Below are 18980 nucleotides of genomic sequence, written 5' to 3' on the forward strand. Positions count from 1 at the left end.
GGACCAAAACTCTGTTTCAAGGAAATTGAAATGCGTCACCGTCATGGTCTGCGGAAACTGAACCGCACGAGCAGCCACCGTCTGGCAATGCTCCGTAACATGTCCAACTCGCTGATCGAGCACGAAGTCATCAAGACCACGCTGCCGAAGGCGAAGGAACTCCGTAAGGTTGTCGAGCCCCTCATCACGCTCGGCAAGAAGCCGTCGCTCGCGAACCGCCGTCTGGCGTTCAACCGCCTGCGCGATCGTGACTCGGTCACGAAGCTGTTCGACGTGCTCGGTCCGCGTTTCGCGAACCGTCCGGGCGGCTACCTGCGCATCCTGAAGTTCGGCTTCCGCGTCGGCGACAACGCACCGATGGCGCTCGTCGAACTGCTCGACCGTCCGGAAGTCGCGGACGAGAACGTGCAAGAAGCGGAATAAGCTTCCTGCGGCGCTCCAGCCGTATATGAAAAAGCCAGGCCTAGCCTGGCTTTTTTGTTTCCGTCACGAAATATTCGCGTACTGTGGGCGTTAGCTCCTTGTCGGGGCGCTTTGTCGCTCTGGCCGGCGCCAGAAGGCGATCGGCGCCGGTGGTACGATTACGTCCTGCCTGAAGCTTCGTGCCGGAGTTCGCCTTGACGCTCAATGTAACCCTGATGTTGACCACGGTGCCCGACGCCGCGACCGCCGACCGGCTGACCGCGGATGCGCTCGCCGGGCGTCTCGCTGCGTGCGTCACACGAATGGGCGCGGTTCGATCGCAGTATCACTGGCAAGGCAAAATCGAATCTGCCGACGAAATCCAGTTGATCTTCAAGACGAGCGAAGCCCGCGCAGTCGACCTCGAACAGTTCATCCAGACCCAGCATCCCTACGACACACCCGAGATCCTTTCGTGGCAAGTCGCGGCGTCGAACGCTTACGGGCAGTGGGTCGATGCCGAAACCCAGCGACCCATTCATGTTTAATCGTTTCGAACGGCGCTTGCGCGTCGGGCTTTCCTTCCTGATTGCGGTGCTTTCGTTCCTCGCGTTTGCACCGGTCGCGAACGCCGACGACGATTTCCTGCCGCCCGATCAGGCGTTCACGTTCAGTGCCTCCGAGCAGCCGGGCGCAGTCGACGTGCACTTCAAGATCGCAGACGGTTACTACATGTACCGCGAGCGCTTCGCGTTTGAGACGCGCAATGGTTCAGCCACGCTGGGCACGCCCGTTATTCCTGCGGGCCACGTCAAATTCGACCAGACGTTCCAGAAGAACGTCGAGACCTATCGCGGCCAGGTGTCCATCCGCGTGCCGGTGAAGAGCGCAAGCGGTCCATTCGATCTCGCGGTGACGTCACAAGGTTGCGCCGACGCGGGCATTTGCTATCCGCCGGCGGTGCATGTCTTTCACGTGAGCGGTGCGGCGCTGCAATCGGCGGCGCAGGGCGCGGTAGCCGGTACAGCGCAGACTGCCGCTATTTCGCCGGGGCAAGCCGCGCCGGGCGCCAGCGAACCCTGGTACGAGCGTGCGACCAGCGCCGACTACGCACAGTCGCTGCTCCAGGGCGGTGGTTTCTTTGCCGTCGTTGGGCTGTACTTTGTCGCGGGACTGGTCCTGAGTCTGCTTCCCTGCTCGTATCCGATGATCCCGATTCTCTCTGCGATCATCATCGGTGAAGGTGCGCGCGTCACCCGCGCGCGCGGCTTCGCGCTCTCGTTCATCTACGTGCTCGGGATGGCACTGGTCTACACGGTGCTCGGAATCGCTGCGGCGCTCGTCGGGCAGAGTCTCGGTGCGTGGCTGCAGAACCCGTGGGTGCTCGGCGTGTTCGCGCTGCTGCTGACCGTGTTCGCGCTCACGCTGATCGCTGGCTACGACATCGCCCTGCCGCAGCGCTGGCAGGATGGCGCATCGCGCGCGTCGCAGGGGCGTTCGGGCGGCAAGTTCGCCGCTGTCGCCGTGATGGGCGCGCTCTCGGCGCTCGTCGTCGGCGCATGCATGACCGCGCCGCTCTTCGCAGTGCTCGCGTTCATCGCCCATACGGGCAACGCCGCGCTCGGCGGTGCCGCGCTATTCGCGATGGGTATTGGCCTTGGCGTGCCGCTCATGATCATCGGGTTCGGTGCAGGAACGTTGTTGCCGCGCGCCGGCGTCTGGATGGACGGCGTGAAGGTGTTCTTCGGCGTCGTGCTGCTCGCGGCGGCGCTGTGGATCGTGTGGCCTGTGCTTGGTGCCATTGCGCAGATGCTGCTTGCCGCACTGTGGCTGCTGCTCGCTGCCGCGGCGCTCGGGCTTTTCACGCCGAACGCGGGCGCAGCGAACGTCTGGCGTCGCCTGGGGCGTGGCGTCGGCGCCGCTTTCGCGATCTGGGCGGCGACGCTGCTCGTCGGGCTTGCCGCAGGCTCGACCGATCCGCTGCGCCCGCTCAGCGTGCTCGCAGCGCGCGTTGGCAGCACGAGCCCTACGGCGACGGCGGCCGCAAACGCCCCCGTTGCGAGCGATCTGACCTTCGCGAAGGTGGCTTCGCCCGCGCAGCTCGATGCGGCGCTCGGCACGGCGGGCAAGCCGTCGATGCTCGACTTCTACGCGGACTGGTGCGTGAGCTGCAAGGAGATGGAGAAGTTCACGTTTAGCGACCCTCGCGTGCAGGCGCGTTTGAGGCAGCTTCACCTGCTGCGCGCGGACGTCACCGCAAACAACACCGACGATCAGGCGCTGCTCAAGCGCTTTGGCCTGTTCGGACCGCCGGGCATCATCTTCTTCGACGACAGGGGCCACGAAGTGCTGCGCGTCGTGGGATATGAGAACGCGGATCGCTTCCTCGCGCGCCTCGATCGGCTGGCCGGTCCGGTGACGCCGCTCCCACCGCAGTCGTAGACACTCAGAGGACGCAACAAACAAAAAGGCACGTCGATTCGACGTGCCTTTTTGTTGGAGAAGACGCCTGGGGTGTTCGGCGTGCCGCGCGTTTTACTTCTGTGCGCGCAGGATACGCGCGGCGTCGAGCGCGAAATAGGTGAGAATGCCGTCCGCGCCCGCGCGCTTGAACGCGAGCAGCGATTCCATCATCGCCTTGTCGTGATCGAGCCAGCCGTTCTGCGCGGCCGCTTTGAGCATCGCGTATTCACCGCTCACCTGGTACACGTAGGTCGGGAAGCGGAATTCGTCCTTCACGCGGCGCAGAATATCGAGGTACGGCATGCCGGGCTTGACCATCACCATGTCGGCGCCTTCCTCGATGTCGAGGCGCACTTCGCGTAGCGCTTCGTCGCTGTTGGCCGGGTCCATCTGGTAGGTCATCTTGTTGCCCTTGCCCAGATTCGAAGCAGATCCGACTGCGTCGCGGAACGGTCCGTAGAACGCCGAAGCATATTTGGCCGAGTAGGCCATGATCTTCGTGTGGATGTGGTTCTCGCTCTCCAGCATCTCGCGGATCGCGCCGATGCGCCCATCCATCATGTCCGAAGGTGCGACGATATCGACGCCCGCTTCGGCCTGCGTGCGCGCCTGCGCAACGAGAATCTCGACGGTCTCATCGTTGATGACGTAGCCGTTTTCGTCGAGCACACCGTCCTGACCGTGGCTCGTGTACGGGTCGAGTGCGACGTCGCAGAGCACGCCCAGTTCCGGAAAGCGCTTCTTGAGTTCGCGCACGGCGCGCGGGATTGTGCCGTCGGGATTGGTCGCTTCGATGCCATCGGGCGTCTTGAGCGACGGATCGACCGCCGGGAAGAGCGACAGCACCGGTACACCGAGTTCTACGCACTGCTCGGCGACGCCCATGAGCAGGTCGATCGAAACACGATCGACGCCAGGCATCGACGGTACGGATTCACGCACGTTGTTGCCCGCGACGACGAACACGGGGTAGATCAGATCGTTGGTGGTCAGCAGGTTTTCGCGCATCAGGCGGCGCGAGAAATCGTCACGGCGCATGCGGCGCGGACGATGATGCGGATAGAAGCTCATGTCGGCGGATATCGTGAATCGAACTGTGTCGCCGGGGGCCCCGGCGACATTTCAGGACAATGGTATATCATACGGTCGAGCGAGGCGCCCTGCGCCAGACTCCCCGCTTCTCCTCCCTGAGCGGGTGCCTGTCGTTTTTCGATAAGGCTGTTTAGCCCGCCGGCATTGACGGCGGGTTTTTTTATGGGCGACGAAAATGTTCAACGCGGTGCGCCAACATGCCACGCCGCGAGTCACCCAACACGCGGATCAGGTCGTCGCCGCAACGTCACAAAGCGGGGGGAGGCAGCGGTGCCGCATGTTTGCGAGCACCAGGTCGGCAGTTATCGAGCGGGGCGTTCGGCCGCTTCGTCCGCGGCGCTGGTGTCGGCGGGCGGCACGATCCAGTTCTCGATCACCGCATGCGCTTCGTCTAGTCCCACGCGCTTGAGCGCCGAGAACAACTGAGCGCTCAGTTCGCCCTCGAAACCCTGCTGCTTGTATTCGTCAAAGCCCTTCTTTGCCGTACGCAGCGCGAGGACGCACTCTTGGCGCGTCAATTTGTCGCATTTCGTTAGCAGCGCGTGGATCGGTCTGCCCGTGGGCGCAAACCACTCGATCATGCGGCGATCGAGTTCGGTCAGCGGACGGCGTGCATCCATCATCAGGATCAGGCCACGCAGCTGCGCACGCGTTTTCAGATACTGGGACAGCAGCACTTCCCAGTGCTGCTTCGACGCCTCAGGCACTTCGGCGTAACCGTAACCGGGCAGGTCGACCAGATAGCCTGCGGGGTCGTCGGCTGTACCCACCGCGAAATAGTTGATGTGCTGGGTGCGCCCTGGTGTCTTCGATGCGAAGGCGAGCCGCTTCTGGTTGCACAACAGGTTGATAGCAGTGGACTTGCCCGCGTTGGACCGGCCGGCGAACGCAATTTCCGGGCGTGCCGTCGCGGGCAGATCGCGCAGGTGGTTGACGGTCGTGAAAAAGCGGGCTTGATGCAGCAGCAATGCCATCTGGGAAACCACAATGTGAGACAAACTTGGCGGCATCGCCGCAGACCCGGAGGCGGCCGGGAGGGATTCGAAGATATCGGGGCGAGGCCCGATTGGCGCGGTCGCGCGCACCGCGCTATTGTACAATGCGACGGTTTACTGAATACCTGTAAGGCCAGCGCGGGTCTCTGGAGATGGATCGGTTGCTGTCGTTACTTTGCAGAACCTGATACCCACAAGATAAAACTAGGTGCGCGAATGAATCGACTGTGTAAGTCGTTGAAGGTATTTCAATTTGCGGTCGCGGCAGGTCTTGCAGCAGGTCTTTCGATGGCAGCGTCGGCGGATCCGGCCAAACCGGATATCGCGCGCGGGCAGGCCATTGCGTCGCAGGTATGCGCAGCGTGTCACGGCGCGGACGGCAACAGCGCCGGGGGCGCCTATCCGAAGCTCGCCGGCCAGCACGCCGAGTATCTTGTCAAACAGCTCCGGGACTTTAAACCGCAGGGGGGCAAGCCGCCACTTCGTAATAATCTCATTATGGCGGGCTTTGCCGCTGTGCTTTCCGACCAGGATATGATCAACGTCACGGCGTGGTTCTCCTCGCAAACACCCAAGCCAGGTTTTGCCCACGACGTTAAGACCGTTGCGCTCGGCCAGACCATCTGGCGCGGGGGCATCGCCGACAAGGGCGTTCCGGCCTGCGCGGCGTGCCACGGGCCGACCGGTCAGGGCATTCCGATCCAGTACCCGCGTTTGTCGGGCCAGTGGTCGGAATACGTGGTGGCACAGCTCAACGCTTTCCAGCAGGGGACACGCAACAACAGCGACCCGATGCGCCAGATTGCGCACCGGATGTCGGATGACGAGATCAAAGCCGTCGCCGACTACGCCGCTGGCTTGCACTGACGCACTTGACGGTTCGGCGCGCGACTTGCGCGCTGGCCGCCGGTCGAAAACACAAAAAGGGTGAGGGCGCCGCGCATCAGCGGAGGCCTGGCACCCTTTTTTGCTGCCCGGTGAAGTTTGAATCGCAGTTTGAAGTGGAGTTGGAATGAGTGTCACCACGTCGGGTCTGGAGTTGAGCGTACGCCGCAAGGCGCTCAGGAGCGCCGTCGAACTGATCAGTTCGATGCGTTTTGCCATTGCGCTCCTCGTTGTGCTTGCGATCGCGAGCATCATCGGCACCGTGCTCACGCAGGATGACCCGTATCCTAACTACGTCAACCAGTTCGGCCCGTTCTGGGCCGACATCTTCCGGTCGCTGAGCATCTATACGGTGTACAGCGCCTGGTGGTTCATGACGATCCTCGGTTTTCTCGTCGTGTCGATCTCGCTGTGCGTGATCCGGAACGCGCCGAAGATGATCGCCGACATGCGGAGCTGGAAGGACAAGGTCCGCGAAGGCAGCCTGCGCGCGTTCCATCACAAGGGCGAATTCGCGCTTGATGGCGCCACGCGGGCAGACACCGTCGCAGCGCTCGGAAAATTGGCCGGGCGTCTCGGCTACCGGTTCGTCACGCGCGAGTCCGATGGCGCGACGCTCATCGCCGCGAAGCGTGGCGCGCTCACGAAAATCGGCTACATCTTCGCGCACCTGGCGATCGTGGTGATCTGCATCGGCGGGCTGCTCGACAGCAATCTGCCGATCAAATTCCAGATGTGGCTCTTCGACAAGACGCCGGTCCGTACCAACGCCGTCATTAACGACATTGGACCTGAGCATCGCCTGTCCACGTCGAATCCGACGTTCCGCGGCTACGCGTGGGTGCCCGAGGGACAGTTTGTCTCGACAGCCATCCTGAATCAGGCAGACGGCTCGCTGATCCAGGATCTGCCGTTCTCGATCCAGCTGAACAAGTTCATCGTCGATTACTACTCGACCGGCATGCCCAAGCTCTTCGCGAGCGACATCGTCGTGATCGACCACAAGACGGGGCAGCGGATTCCGGCGCGCATCGAGGTGAATAAGCCGTTCGAGTACGACGGCGTGTCGATTTACCAGTCGAGCTTCCAGGACGGCGGCTCGCAGATGCAGATGACCGCCTGGCCCATGGCTGGCGCGAGTGCCAGGAGCTTCCCGTTTGGCGGCACGATCGGTAACGCCACGCCGCTTGCGCTTCCCGCGGGTCAGTCGGTGCCGGGCGTCGATGGGCAGACCATCGAATTCGCCGATTTCCGCGCAATCAACGTCGAGAACATCTCGAACGGTAGCGGTGCGAATGACGTACGTGGCGTCGCGCATGGCTCGCTGAAGGAGGCGCTCGACGAGCGCCTCGGCTCGGGCGCGAAGAGCTCGAAGCCGGTCGATCTGCATAACGTCGGGCCGTCGGTGCAATACAAGGTGCGCGATAAGGACGGCCAGGCGCGCGAGTACAACAACTACATGGTGCCCGTCGACGTAGGCGGCGCGCGGGTGTTCCTTGCGGGCATGCGCGACGATCCCGGTGCGCCGTTCCGCTACCTGCGCATTCCGGCCGACAGCGGCGGCACGATGAAGGAATGGATGATGCTGCGCGCGGCCTACGCAGACCCCGCGCTGCGCGCCGAGGCGGCGCATCGCTTTGCGGTGCGCTCGGTTCCGGCGTCGAACAAGGAGCTTCAGCAGCATCTGGAAGAGAGCGCGCTGCGTGTGATGACGCTATTTGCGGGCGACGTTCGTCCGGACACGAAGGCTCCCGGTGCGCAGGGCGCGGGTGGGTTCCAGGCCGTGGCGGCGTTCATTGACCAGTCGGTACCGAAGGATCAGCAGGAGAAGGCTGGCGGCCTCCTGCTGCGCATGCTGGAAGGTGCGACGTGGGATCTGTGGCAACTCGCGCGCGAGCGCGCCGGTGAGCCGGCTCTGACGCCCGATGCCGCGTCGGCACGCTTCGTGCAGGATTCGATCAACGCCGTTTCGGACAGCTTCCTCTACGGCGCGCCTGTCTATCTGCAACTCGATTCGTTCAAGCAGGTGCAAGCTTCGGTATTTCAGCTGACGCGCGCGCCTGGCACGAAAGTCGTGTATCTTGGCAGCCTGCTGCTCGTGCTTGGCATCTTCGCGATGTTCTACGTTCGCGAGCGGCGGCTGTGGTTCTGGATCAAGGACAGGAACGGTCACGGCGTGGACGTGATCATGGCGATGTCGACTGCACGCCGGACCCTCGACTTCGAAAAGGAGTTTGCCCGCACCCGCGACGCGGCAGGCCGCACGCTGGGCGTGGCGCCCCGCCCCGCAGAACACGGCGGTGACGGACGCACGAGCGACGAAAGCGGGTCGGACCGCGCGCCGCGCTCCACGGAACCTCACGATCATCACCAGTAAGCTCATGGACTTGACTCAGGCCTCCTCTTCCGCGAACGCCCGGCGTACGGGCAGCGCGGCACATGCGAGCGGCGCGCGCGACGCGTCGGTCGCACACGATCTTCATCCAGACGCGTTCTTCGACGAGCGGCCGTTTCTGCGGCGACTGACGCTGGTCGACTGGCTGTTTGCGCTAGCGCTGGTGGCGGGTGCGGGCTTCGCGTTCTCGCGCTATCACGCGCACATGAACTACTACGACAAGCTGGTGCTGGGCGGCACTGTGCCAGCGCTCGTCGTGCTCGGCTGGCGCTGGAAGCCGGCGCGCCTCCTGATGGCCGCGATCGCGGTGCTTTCGGTCGGCGCGATCCAGATCTACCAGGGCGACCTCGCGCGCGCCGATTCAGCCTTTTTCCTCAAGTTCCTGCTGTCGAGCCAGTCCGCGATTCTCTGGATGAGCGCGCTCTTCGTGCTCGCGACGCTCTTCTACTGGATCGGCCTGCTCTCGCGTTCGGCGACGGGCGGCATGATCGGCACTCGGCTCACATGGGCAGCGGTGGTGATGGGCTTCGTCGGCCTGATGGTGCGCTGGTACGAGTCGTACCTGATCGGCGTGGATGTCGGCCACATTCCCATCTCGAACCTCTACGAAGTGTTCGTGCTGTTCAGCCTCATCACCGCACTCTTCTATCTGTATTACGAAAAGCACTACAACACGCGCCAGCTCGGCGCGTTCGTGCTGCTCGTGATCAGCGCGGCGGTCGGCTTCCTCATGTGGTACTCGATTGCGCGCGACGCCCAGCAGATCCAGCCGCTCGTGCCCGCGCTGCAGAGCTGGTGGATGAAGATCCACGTTCCGGCGAACTTCATCGGCTACGGCAGCTTTGCGCTGTCGGCGATGGTCGGCGTCGCGTACATCATGAAAGAGCGCGGCATGCTGGCGGATCGCCTCCCCGCACTCGATGTGCTCGACGACCTCATGTACAAGTCGATCGCCGTCGGCTTCGCGTTCTTCACGATCGCGACTATCCTCGGCGCGCTGTGGGCCGCGCAGGCCTGGGGTGGCTACTGGAGCTGGGACCCGAAGGAAACCTGGGCGCTGATCGTGTGGCTCAACTACGCGGCTTGGCTGCACATGCGGCTCATGAAGGGGCTGCGCGGCAACGTCGCCGCGTGGTGGGCGCTTACGGGTCTGCTCGTCACGACCTTCGCCTTCCTTGGCGTGAACATGTTCCTTTCCGGTCTGCATAGTTACGGCAAGCTGTAACTTTCCGGGCCTGCAGGACGAACTAACCGTCGGATGCTTCGCACCGGCGGTTTTTTTTCGTCCCGAGGGAAGATTCGCGCGCCGTGCGTGTTTGTTCCGGTAAGGCCCCGGGTCACCGTGGATGCCGCCCGAACGCGGCGCAGCCGAAGCAGGTCCAATTCGTATTCCCATCAACGGCGTTGAATCGGCCAGGAACGGAGCAGCATCATGTGGACGAAACGCAGCAGCCGGATCCTCCTCAACGGTGACGACATCCCCGCGAGCGAGATCACGCCCCAGCGGATCTTCGAGCAGCGTCGACGTGTGCTGCAGGCGGCGGGGGCGCTGGCGCTCGGCGGCATTGGCGGCACGCTCGGTGCGACGCGTGCGCTGGCCGAGTATTCGTCGCCGGATCCCAAAGCACAGCGGCTCAGTGCGAAAACCGACGCAAAGTTTGTCGCGCTCGACAAAGTGACGTCGTTCAAGGACATCACCACGTACAACAACTTCTACGAGTTCGGCACCGACAAGGGCGATCCCGCCGAGAACGCCCATACGCTGCGGCCGCGTCCGTGGCGGGTGAGTGTCGAGGGCGAGGTGAAGAACCCGAAGGTCTACGATATCGACGACATCCTCAAGCTCGCGCCGCTCGAAGAGCGTGTCTACCGGCACCGCTGCGTGGAGGGCTGGTCGATGGTGATGCCGTGGATCGGCATTCCGCTTTCCGAACTGATCCGCCGCGCGCAGCCCACCGGCAACGCGCGCTACGTGCAGTTCATCACGCTCGCCGACCCATCGCAGATGCCGGGTCTCGCGCAGCCGATCCTCGACTGGCCGTACTCCGAAGGCTTGCGCATGGACGAGGCGATGAATCCGCTGACGCTGCTGACGGTGGGTCTATACGGCCAGGTACTGCCGAACCAGAATGGCGCGCCCGTGCGCGTGATCGTGCCGTGGAAGTACGGCTTCAAGAGCGCGAAATCGATTGTGAAGATCCGCTTCGTCGAGGCGCAGCCGCCGACAAGCTGGAACACCTACGCGTCGAACGAATACGGTTTTTACTCGAACGTGAATCCGACCGTCGATCACCCACGCTGGAGCCAGGCGACGGAGCGGCGCATCGGCGAGGACGGCTTCTTCACGCCGAAGCGCAAGACGCTGATGTTCAATGGCTACGGTGACCTGGTCGCTTCGATGTATCAGGGCATGGATCTGCGAAAGAATTACTAGCGCGCGAGGCTGCGATGGAGCAACCGATGGAAACGACGACGACATCCAGCGCCGCGCCGCGCGCCGCGAGTTCAGGCGCAGGCGCGGCACGTGCTGCGAAGAGCCGCGGCACGGCGAAGGCAGTGGTGGCTGGGCCGCGCTGGCTGCCGTGGGCGAAGGGCGCTGTATTCGTCGCGGCGTTGTATCCGCTCGCGCGCCTCATCTTTTTTGGCGTGACCGGGCAGATCGGCGCGAATCCGATCGAATTCATCACGCGCTCAACCGGACTCTGGACGCTCGTGTTCCTGTGTATCACGCTCGCCGTCACGCCGCTGCGCAAGCTCACCGGATGGAACGCGTTGATCCGCTTTCGCCGCATGCTCGGGCTTTACGCGTTCTTCTACGCGACGCTTCACTTCACCACATACATCTGGTTCGACAAGTGGTTCGACGTCGTGGCGATGTTCAAGGATGTCGGCAAGCGGCCGTTCATCACGATCGGATTTACGGCGTTCGTGTTGTTGATCCCGCTCGCCGCGACCTCGACGCGCGCGATGGTGCGCCGCCTCGGGCGCCGTTGGCAGACGCTGCATCGCCTCGTTTATGCGATCGGTGCGCTCGCGATCCTGCACTTCTGGTGGATGAGGGCCGGCAAGCACGACCTCGCGCAGCCGAAGCTCTACGCCGCGATCATGATCGTGCTGCTGGGCTGGCGGGTTGGTGCGTGGCTGCTTGCGCGGTACGAGGCGCGTGCGGGGGCGCACACGACGTAGATCGCGTTTATTCCGTGACGGTCAGTTGTGCAATAAAAAAAGCGACACTTCGAAAGAAGTGTCGCTTTTTTCGTGGTGTCGCGTGTCGACCAGACTTAGCGCTTTAGCGCTTAGTCTGGTCCCATGCAGAGCTGTCGACCAGACTTAGCGCTTTAGCGCTTAGTCTGGTCCCATGCAGAGCTGTCGACCAGACTTAGCGCTTATTCCGGCCCCATGCAAAGCACGCCCGCTTCAATCCGGTAGCACTTGCTCGCCTGCCAGCAACTGCGCGATGGTCTCGCGTGCGCGCGCGACGTGGACGCGCGTGTCATCGACCATGACCTCGGCCGCACGCGTGCGCGTGTTGTAGTTCGAGCTCATCACGAAGCCATAAGCACCCGCCGAGCGGATCGCCAGCAGGTCGCCTGGCTCGATCGCGAGCGTACGACCGCGGCCCAGCCAGTCGCCGCTTTCGCACACCGGACCGACCACATCGTAAGTCTGCGCGGGCGTGCTGCGCTCGACCACCGGTTCGATCGCGTGATACGCCTCGTACATCGCGGGACGCGCGAGGTCGTTCATCGCGGCGTCGACGATCGCGAAGTTCTTCTCTGCACCCGGCTTCAGGAACTCGACGCGCGTGAGCAGCATGCCCGCATTGCCCACGAGCGAGCGACCCGGTTCGAAGAACACCTCGCGCTGCCCGCCGTGCGCCTCGATACGGTCGAGCACCGTGCGCACGAATGCGCCGATCTCGGGCGGCGTCTCGTCGTCGTAACGGATGCCGAGGCCGCCGCCGACGTCGATGTGACGGATCTTCACGCCGTCCGACTCGATCTGGTCGACGAGTTCGAGCAGCTTGTCGATGGCGTCGAGGTACGGCGCGACTTCGGTGATCTGTGAGCCGATATGGCAGTCGATGCCGACCACCGCGAGATGCGGCAGGGACGCGGCAGTGCGATACGTAGCGCGCGCGTCGTCGAATGCGACGCCGAACTTGTTCGCCTTCAGTCCCGTGGAGATGTAAGGGTGCGTTTTCGCGTCGACATCGGGGTTCACGCGAAGCGAGACCGGCGCCTTCTTGCCGAGCGCGCCCGCGACGGCGTTCAGGCGGTCGAGTTCAGGAATCGACTCGACGTTGAAGCACTTCACGCCGGCTTCGAGCGCAACGCGCATTTCGTCGGCGGTCTTGCCAACGCCCGAGAAGACGACGTTCTCTGCCCTACCGCCCGCGGCGAGCACGCGGGCGAGTTCGCCGCCCGACACGATGTCGAACCCTGCGCCGAGGCGGGCGAACAGATTCAGCACGGCGAGGTTGCTGTTTGCCTTGACCGCGACGTGAACCGACGCGCGGCGGCCGACGCATGCGTCGGCGTAGGCATGCCAGGCAGCGGTGAGCGCCGAACGCGAATACACGTAGAGCGGCGTGCCGAACTGCGCAGCGAGATCGGCGGCACTGACGCCTTCGGCGTACAGCGTGCCGTCGATGCGATGGAAAGCGGGTTGGGCGGGTTGAGTCATGCGGCGAACGTCTTATGGGGTTGGCTTGGCGCCGGAGGCCGGTTGCGGACTTGCCGGCGCCGTCGGTGTCGTGCTGAGTTCAGTGTCAGGAGACAGCGAAAGCGGCTTGCCGGACGTGTCGGGAACCGACCCTGCGTCCACGTCGGACGCACCCTTTGCCGCTGCGTGCGCCGATGCTCCGGTGTCCTGTGTTTCGAAACCAGGTTTTGCCGGGAGCGGTGGCACGGTGGGCATGTAGAGCGGACCACGCTGCCCGCAGCCAGCAAGGGCGACCACAGCAAACATCGCCGAAGCGGCTAGAATTGCGCCGGGCGCCGCTGCGCGCATCCTGAAAATGACACGCATAATTGTCCCTGAATGAATAACCGGTGGAGTTTAGCATGACCGACAGTGACTACCTGAGCAGGGCGGAAGCCGTGCTGGCCGCGGTGGAGCGCGCCGTAGACGAGGCCGACGCCGATATCGAACTCGAACGTAGCGGCAATGTTCTGACACTCGAATTCGAGAACCGCACGAAGATCATCGTGAACCTGCAGCCGCCGATGCGCGAGATCTGGATCGCGGCAAAGGAGGGTGGTTTTCATTACCGTTTCCAGGGCGGCGAGTGGCTCGATACGCGAACGGGCACAGAGTTCTTTTCGGCGCTGTCGGCCTACGCGACTGAGCAGGCGGGCGAGCCGGTCAGCTTCGCGCCCTGATTCGCTGATCGACCCTTTATCGGCCCTGATTTGCGCTCGTGCTGCGGTGCGCGTCATACGGCGTGGCTTTACATCACTGATGACGCGCTTGAGCCCTGAGCGAACCACGCACGGCCCATCGGCCGATAACCCGTTCAGTGCCCGCGGAACAGGTTCATGATGTCTTCCTTCTCCTTCGCGTTGACGTGCTCGGGCGCAGGCGTCCCAGTGGCGTCGTCGGCGCCGGTCTCACCCTGTGTACCGCTCGCTTCCGCCTCGATCGCAGCCTGACTGATTCCCACCGTCGACACGAACCCGTGTCCCGGCGTGAGATCGGCGTAGTACAACTCTTCGCCGAGCGTGACGACGCCATCAGGCATCGGCATCCGGTAAGTCGGCACGCCGTCGAGCGCACGGGCCATGTAGTCGATCCAGACCGGCAGCGCGAGCCCGCCGCCTGTTTCCTTGTCGCCGAGGCTGCGCGGATTGTCATAGCCGATCCATGTGATTGCCACGAGCGTGTGCTGGTAGCCCGCGAACCATGCATCGTGCGAATCGTTGGTCGTGCCGGTCTTGCCTGAGAGGTCGGTGCGCTTGAGGACGTTCGACTTCGCGCCCGTGCCGTGCTGCGCGACGCTCTGCAGGAGACTGTTCATGATGTACGCGTTGCGTGGATCAATTGCTCGCGGCGCATTCTTCTGTGCGACCAGCGGCTGTGCTTGCGCGACTATGACGCCGCGCTGGTCGGTGACTTCGGCGATCAGATACGGATTGATGCGATAGCCACCGTTGGCAAAGACCGAATAGCCTGCCGCCATCTGCAGCGGCGTGACCTGCCCCGCGCCGAGCGCCATCGGCAGATAGGCCGGATGGCGCTCGGCGTCGAAGCCGAAGCGCGTGATGTATTGCTGCGCGTACTTCGTGCCGATGTGGTTCAGGATGCGGATCGACACGAGGTTTTTTGACTTTTGCAGCGCGGTGCGCATCGTCATCGGACCGTCGAATCCGCCGCCGTAGTTCTTCGGCTCCCACGCCTGGCCACCGGTTTCGGCCGCGCTGAAGAAGAGCGGCGCGTCATTGATGACGGTAGCGGGCCCGAGTCCCTTGTCGAGCGATGCCGAATAAATGAACGGCTTGAAGCTCGACCCCGGCTGACGCCACGCCTGCGTGACGTGGTTGAACTTGTTCTTGTTGAAGTCGAATCCGCCGACGAGTGCACGGATCGCCCCGTCCTGGGGCACGACCGAAACGAATGCGCCTTCGATCTGCGGCAACTGTGTGATCGACCAGTCGTCCGCGTTGTTGCGCGCAAGCCGGATGATCGCGCCTGGCCGGATACGCTGGTTCGGTTGAGCGCGCGTTCCGAGTGCAAATTGCGCGAAGCGCAGGCCGTCGCCGCGAATGGTTACGACGTTGCCGTCGATCAACGTAGCTTGTACCTCTTTCGGATTCGCGGACGTGACGACCGCCGCGACGAGTTCACCGTTGTCGGGGTGTTCGAGCAGGGCGTCGTCGATGGCCTGTTCACGCTCGTCGGCGTCCGCGGGCAGTTCGATGAACGCTTCGGGACCGCGATAGCCGTGGCGCCGCTCGTAATCCATCAGACCTTTGCGCAGCGCGCGATATGCGACGTCCTGATCGGCCGAATCGATGGTCGTCACGACGTTCAGCCCACGCGTATAGGCCTCCTCGTGATACTGCGCATACATCATCTGCCGTACGATTTCGGCGACATATTCCGCGTGGACGCTGAATTCCTTGCCCACGCCCTTCACGACGAGCGGCTGCTTCACGGCCACGTCGTACTGCGATTGCGTAATGAAGCCGAGGTCGCGCATGCGCTCAAGGATGTACGCCTGACGCACCTTCGCCCGTTTCGGATTGACCACCGGGTTGAACGCAGACGGCGCCTTCGGCAGTCCGGCGAGCATTGCACATTCGGCGAGCGTGAGGTCTTTCACGTCCTTGCCGAAATAGACGCGTGCCGCACTCGCGAAGCCGTACGCGCGCTGCCCGAGGTAGATCTGGTTCATGTAGACCTCGAGGATCTGGTCCTTCGAGAGCTTCGACTCGATCTTGTAGGCGAGCAGCATTTCGTAGACCTTGCGTGTGTAGGTCTTCTCGCTCGACAGAAAGAAATTGCGCGCGACCTGCATCGTGATCGTGCTCGCGCCCTGTGTGGCGTGGCCGTTGGTGAGCGCTACCAGGCTCGCGCGCGCGATGCCGGCAAGGTCCACGCCGCCGTGATCGTAAAAACGTGCGTCCTCGATTGCCAGCACGGCGTTCTTGAGGTTGTCCGGCATGTCTTTGAGATGGACGACGTTGCGTCGCTCTTCGCCGAATTCACCGATCAGCACGTGGTCGCGCGTGTAGATGCGCAGCGGAACCTTGGGCCGATATTCGGTGAGCGCCTCGAGCGACGGCAAATTAGGTGTCGCAACAATCAGCGCGTAGCCGAGCACTAGCGCCCCACAGACTGCGCCTCCCACGAGCAGGCCGACGAAGCCGATGAGGAGCCGCGCCCACCACGGGCGCCGGCGCCTTTGGGGCGCTTGCGGGGCGGGGGGCGGAACGGACGACGGAGACGGGCTATCTTGCATACGAACACCGGAAAACGATCCCGCATTATAGCGAGCCCGCCACTTTTCTTTCGAGATGCTTACTGTGGCCGGCTGGGACGCGGCGGGCGCTTATCTGCACTTTAGACGCGGCCTTCGCGCGTGAACAGCGGACAACTCGAAGATTGGCCATTTGGCCGAGTATTCGTGCAAGCCGCGGATTTGCACAATTCCTCTCACCGCAGGCGTCCGAATGGTTCGTGGCGCGCGATGCAAGAGAGGGAGTTCGATGGGCCTCGTGAAGCCGATGTTGTTGGGGACGCGCCGTTTTGCTGCAGGTATCGATGTTGCAGCGCGCGGAATCACGCTGGTGGTGTTGAGCCGGCGTCTGTTCGGCGCTGCACCCGTGCGCGTGGAGTGGTTGGCGAGCGCGCCAATGTCACGGGAGGCAGTGTCCGGTGTCGAGATCATCGACCGAGCGGCGGTCGTTGAGTCGCTGCGCGGCCTGTTCGGTGAACTGCCGCGCGACTGCGCAGGCGCGGCGATGCGCTGCGCGATGGCGTTGCCGACGAGCGCGACGCTCGTCGCGACGCTGCCGCTTGCGCGGCTCGCGCCGGCAGCGTGCGGCGTTGACGAGTCGAGGATTTACGTCGAACTCGAACCCCTCGTTCTGGCGGAAGCCGAGCGCGTGGCGGGCGTCGAGCGGCAAGAGCTTGCCGTCGACTGGTGCGTGACGCCGCCGGGCGGCGTTTCGCCCCGCCAGATCGAGGGCACGACGCAGGTGACGATCGCCGCTACGGCGCGCGTGCATCTCGAAGCGCGCGTCGAATGCGCGGCAATGGCGGGGATTACCTTGTGTGCCGTGGACGACGAAGCGCACGCGGCGTTGCGTGCGATGCGCCATGCCGCCGCGTTCGAATTGTCACCTCACGAGCCGTATGTAGCGCTCTGGATCGGTGCGGAGGGCATCCGCGGCTGGACCTTGTCCGACGACACGATCGCGCGCGAGATGCGCTTTCCCGCGCTGGAATATGCCGACCTCGTGGAAGCGCTGCGTGATCTCGTGCGTGGCGAGCAGCCGGGCAGCGCACTTGTGGCTGGCGACATCAGCATGTTGCGCGGCGTGCATTTCACGCTTGCCGACGTCGGCGACGCGCTCGGCTGCCCGGTCTTGCCATTCGAATGCGCCACGCTTGCCGACCCCGACCGGCCGCTTCCGCTGCTTTTGTCGCACGACCCTTCGTGTGCGGTGGCATTTGGCCTTGCGTTGCGTGGGGTGAGCGAATGAGGCTCGACACCACGGCGCCGGCGATGAAGCGAGACCGGCGGCCGCACAAGGTGGACGGCTTCAATCTGCTGCCGTGGCGGCCGCGGGAGATGCAGCGGCAGCGTCGTCGTCGTGTGGTCGAGTGGGGCGCTGCGGCGCTGGTGGGATGCGCCTGTGCAACTCCGCTGGCGGGTTGGCAAGCGTGGGAGCGCGGTCGTTTCGATGCGCGGCGTCTCGCCGTGGAGGCGTCGGCGGCGCAGTTGCGGGTGCCGTTCGCCGAAGCGCAACGGCTGATCGGCGCAGTCACAGCGCAGCGCAGTGCTGTACAACTGGCCCAGCAGCGCGGAAAGCCCCTGACACGCACGCTTGCGCTGCTCGACAGGCTGGCAAGCGCGGGAACGCCAGGCGTGGCGCTGCAACAGATCGTGCAGCACGGCTACGAAACCGAGCTGCAGGCTGCAGTGGCCAATGAGACCGCGACGGCCGAATGGCTCGGACGACTGCGCGCCGTGCCGGATGTGGAGACGGTGAGCGTTCGCGAGTTGAAGCGCGCGGTTCGGGGCGGGAACTCGAAGGAACGCGCGAGCATCAGCGAGCCTATCCGTTTGATCGCTCGACTTGTCTGGCAGGCCACGCCGGTTCCTGCGACTTCGGCCAAGGGCGGGCCGCGTGAGGAAGTGAGGAATCCAGAATGAGCGACGCGCTGATGATGCACGAGGGTCTGACGGCACGCCCGGGCAGCGGGTGGCTGCGCGACTGGATGCGTTTGCACGCGTGGAGCGTACGGCGCCGTTCGGGTGTTGCTGCAGTGATCGCTGTGATCGCGGCTTTAAGCGCAGGCGTTGTCATCGTTGAGGCGGACCTTCTGGGCGTGCGGACGGCGCGAACAGAACTGGACGACACCGAACACAAGCTCGCCGACGCGCAACGTGTCGTTGCCCGCTTGCCGGCGATCAGGCAGGCGGTGTCGGGTGTGCCGCGCGGCTCGCGCGAAAGCACGGCCGCCGATGATGTGCGGCTCGTGTCCGAACTGACATCGACTGCCGGGCTGACCCTGGTGACGCTGGAGCCTTCGGCTCCGGGGGGCGCTGGAGCGGAGGCTTTCCGGTCGATGAAATTCGCCGCTCAAGGAAGCTTTGCGCAATTGCGCGCGTTTCTCGCCGGATTAGCGACGCAGCCAGTACTTGTCCTGCCGGGCGACCTCACGATCAAGCGTGAAGGTGAGGGTCTGTCGATTGCGGCGACCGTGCAGGTATTCGATGGTCTGCCGCCGATACAACTCGACGCCACTAGCGGCGACCGGAATGGCGTTGCGACCGATCCCTTCACAAGCAGCGCTACCGACGGCTCGGGCAAGGGTGCGCTGCGGCTAACCGGTGTGCTGCAGGACCGTGCGAGCATCGTGGCGCTTGTCGAGTCGGCATCGGGTACTCAAGCGGTGCGGGCTGGGCAGGTGTTCGGGGGCGTGCGCGTCGAGCAGGTGCTGCCATCGCGTGTGGTTTTCACCGAGGGTGGGAAAAGTCAGATCTTGACCTGGGCCGAGGAGGCGAAGTGAAGACT

17 protein-coding genes are annotated in these 18980 nt (G+C 63.9%); 12 read left to right on the forward strand and 5 right to left on the reverse strand.

All coding sequences use genetic code 11. The annotated features are described in order from the left end of the window. Window positions 1–30 precede the first annotated feature (30 nt). The 3 genes from rplQ (at window position 31) to dsbD (ending at window position 2844) form a co-directional block, all read left to right on the forward strand. A complete protein-coding gene (gene rplQ / locus D1Y85_RS21005; RefSeq protein ID WP_124153000.1) occupies window positions 31–423 on the forward strand; it encodes a 50S ribosomal protein L17 in 393 nt (130 codons plus the stop codon). A gap of 215 nt (window positions 424–638) precedes the next feature. After that, complete coding sequence (gene cutA / locus D1Y85_RS21010) at window positions 639–950, forward strand: divalent-cation tolerance protein CutA (protein WP_185219063.1); 312 nt, start codon at window positions 639–641, stop codon at window positions 948–950. Further along, window positions 943–2844 carry a protein-disulfide reductase DsbD gene (gene dsbD / locus D1Y85_RS21015; protein ID WP_124153002.1) on the forward strand — a complete coding sequence of 634 codons (1902 nt, stop codon included), beginning with the start codon at window positions 943–945 and terminating at the stop codon, window positions 2842–2844. Before cutA ends, dsbD begins: the two co-directional genes overlap by 8 nt. Before the next feature lie 93 nt (window positions 2845–2937). Here dsbD and hemB read toward each other — a convergent pair whose 3' ends face one another. Both hemB and yihA read right to left on the reverse strand, forming a co-directional pair. Then, a complete protein-coding gene (gene hemB / locus D1Y85_RS21020) occupies window positions 2938–3936 on the reverse strand; it encodes a porphobilinogen synthase (RefSeq protein ID WP_124153003.1) in 999 nt (332 codons plus the stop codon). Window positions 3937–4259: 323 nt separating this feature from the next. Continuing rightward, window positions 4260–4931, reverse strand: coding sequence for a ribosome biogenesis GTP-binding protein YihA/YsxC (gene yihA / locus D1Y85_RS21025; protein WP_124153004.1), 672 nt, complete (start codon window positions 4929–4931; stop codon window positions 4260–4262). A 237-nt stretch (window positions 4932–5168) separates the two neighbouring features. On the opposite strand from yihA, the gene D1Y85_RS21030 reads away from it, so the two are divergent. From D1Y85_RS21030 to msrQ, 5 genes are all read left to right on the forward strand, one after another. Further along, a complete protein-coding gene (locus tag D1Y85_RS21030; RefSeq protein ID WP_124153005.1) occupies window positions 5169–5819 on the forward strand; it encodes a c-type cytochrome in 651 nt (216 codons plus the stop codon). 145 nt (window positions 5820–5964) lie between these two features. Continuing rightward, window positions 5965–8214, forward strand: a complete 2250-nt coding sequence (locus D1Y85_RS21035) for a cytochrome c biogenesis protein ResB (RefSeq protein ID WP_124153006.1) — start codon at window positions 5965–5967, stop codon at window positions 8212–8214. 4 nt (window positions 8215–8218) lie between these two features. After that, window positions 8219–9457, forward strand: coding sequence for a c-type cytochrome biogenesis protein CcsB (ccsB, locus tag D1Y85_RS21040; RefSeq protein ID WP_124153007.1), 1239 nt, complete (start codon window positions 8219–8221; stop codon window positions 9455–9457). A gap of 207 nt (window positions 9458–9664) precedes the next feature. Beyond that, window positions 9665–10666 (forward strand): protein-methionine-sulfoxide reductase catalytic subunit MsrP, encoded by a 1002-nt coding sequence (gene msrP / locus D1Y85_RS21045; RefSeq protein WP_124153008.1) that lies wholly within the window; start codon window positions 9665–9667, stop codon window positions 10664–10666. Between the two features lie 26 nt (window positions 10667–10692). Further along, on the forward strand, window positions 10693–11418 hold the full coding sequence (gene msrQ, locus D1Y85_RS21050; protein WP_124153009.1) for a protein-methionine-sulfoxide reductase heme-binding subunit MsrQ: 726 nt from the start codon (window positions 10693–10695) through the stop codon (window positions 11416–11418). A gap of 231 nt (window positions 11419–11649) precedes the next feature. Here the strand turns inward: msrQ and lysA are convergent, their stop codons facing one another. Then, window positions 11650–12918 (reverse strand): diaminopimelate decarboxylase, encoded by a 1269-nt coding sequence (gene lysA / locus D1Y85_RS21055; RefSeq protein WP_124153010.1) that lies wholly within the window; start codon window positions 12916–12918, stop codon window positions 11650–11652. Between the two features lie 12 nt (window positions 12919–12930). Beyond that, window positions 12931–13263, reverse strand: a complete 333-nt coding sequence (gene lptM, locus D1Y85_RS21060; protein WP_124153011.1) for an LPS translocon maturation chaperone LptM — start codon at window positions 13261–13263, stop codon at window positions 12931–12933. Between the two features lie 35 nt (window positions 13264–13298). On the opposite strand from lptM, the gene cyaY reads away from it, so the two are divergent. Continuing rightward, window positions 13299–13616: an iron donor protein CyaY gene (gene cyaY / locus D1Y85_RS21065; RefSeq protein WP_124153012.1), complete on the forward strand. Its 318-nt coding sequence runs from the start codon at window positions 13299–13301 to the stop codon at window positions 13614–13616. A gap of 134 nt (window positions 13617–13750) precedes the next feature. Here the strand turns inward: cyaY and D1Y85_RS21070 are convergent, their stop codons facing one another. Then, entirely contained in the window at window positions 13751–16195 is a 2445-nt protein-coding gene (locus D1Y85_RS21070; RefSeq protein WP_124153013.1) for a penicillin-binding protein 1A, read from the reverse strand. 247 nt (window positions 16196–16442) lie between these two features. Between D1Y85_RS21070 and pilM the strand changes: the two genes are divergently transcribed. Genes pilM through D1Y85_RS21085 form a run of 3 tightly spaced genes read left to right on the forward strand, consistent with a single transcriptional unit; the run spans window position 16443 to window position 18975 of the window. Next, complete coding sequence (gene pilM, locus D1Y85_RS21075; protein WP_124153014.1) at window positions 16443–17441, forward strand: type IV pilus biogenesis protein PilM; 999 nt, start codon at window positions 16443–16445, stop codon at window positions 17439–17441. Beyond that, window positions 17438–18115, forward strand: coding sequence for a fimbrial assembly protein (locus D1Y85_RS21080; protein WP_124153015.1), 678 nt, complete (start codon window positions 17438–17440; stop codon window positions 18113–18115). Before pilM ends, D1Y85_RS21080 begins: the two co-directional genes overlap by 4 nt. After that, window positions 18112–18975, forward strand: coding sequence for a hypothetical protein (locus tag D1Y85_RS21085; protein ID WP_124153016.1), 864 nt, complete (start codon window positions 18112–18114; stop codon window positions 18973–18975). Before D1Y85_RS21080 ends, D1Y85_RS21085 begins: the two co-directional genes overlap by 4 nt. The last annotated feature ends 5 nt before the right edge of the window (window positions 18976–18980 follow it).

This window comes from Paraburkholderia dinghuensis (assembly GCF_003837865.1).
GTDB classification, from domain to species: domain Bacteria; phylum Pseudomonadota; class Gammaproteobacteria; order Burkholderiales; family Burkholderiaceae; genus Paraburkholderia; species Paraburkholderia dinghuensis.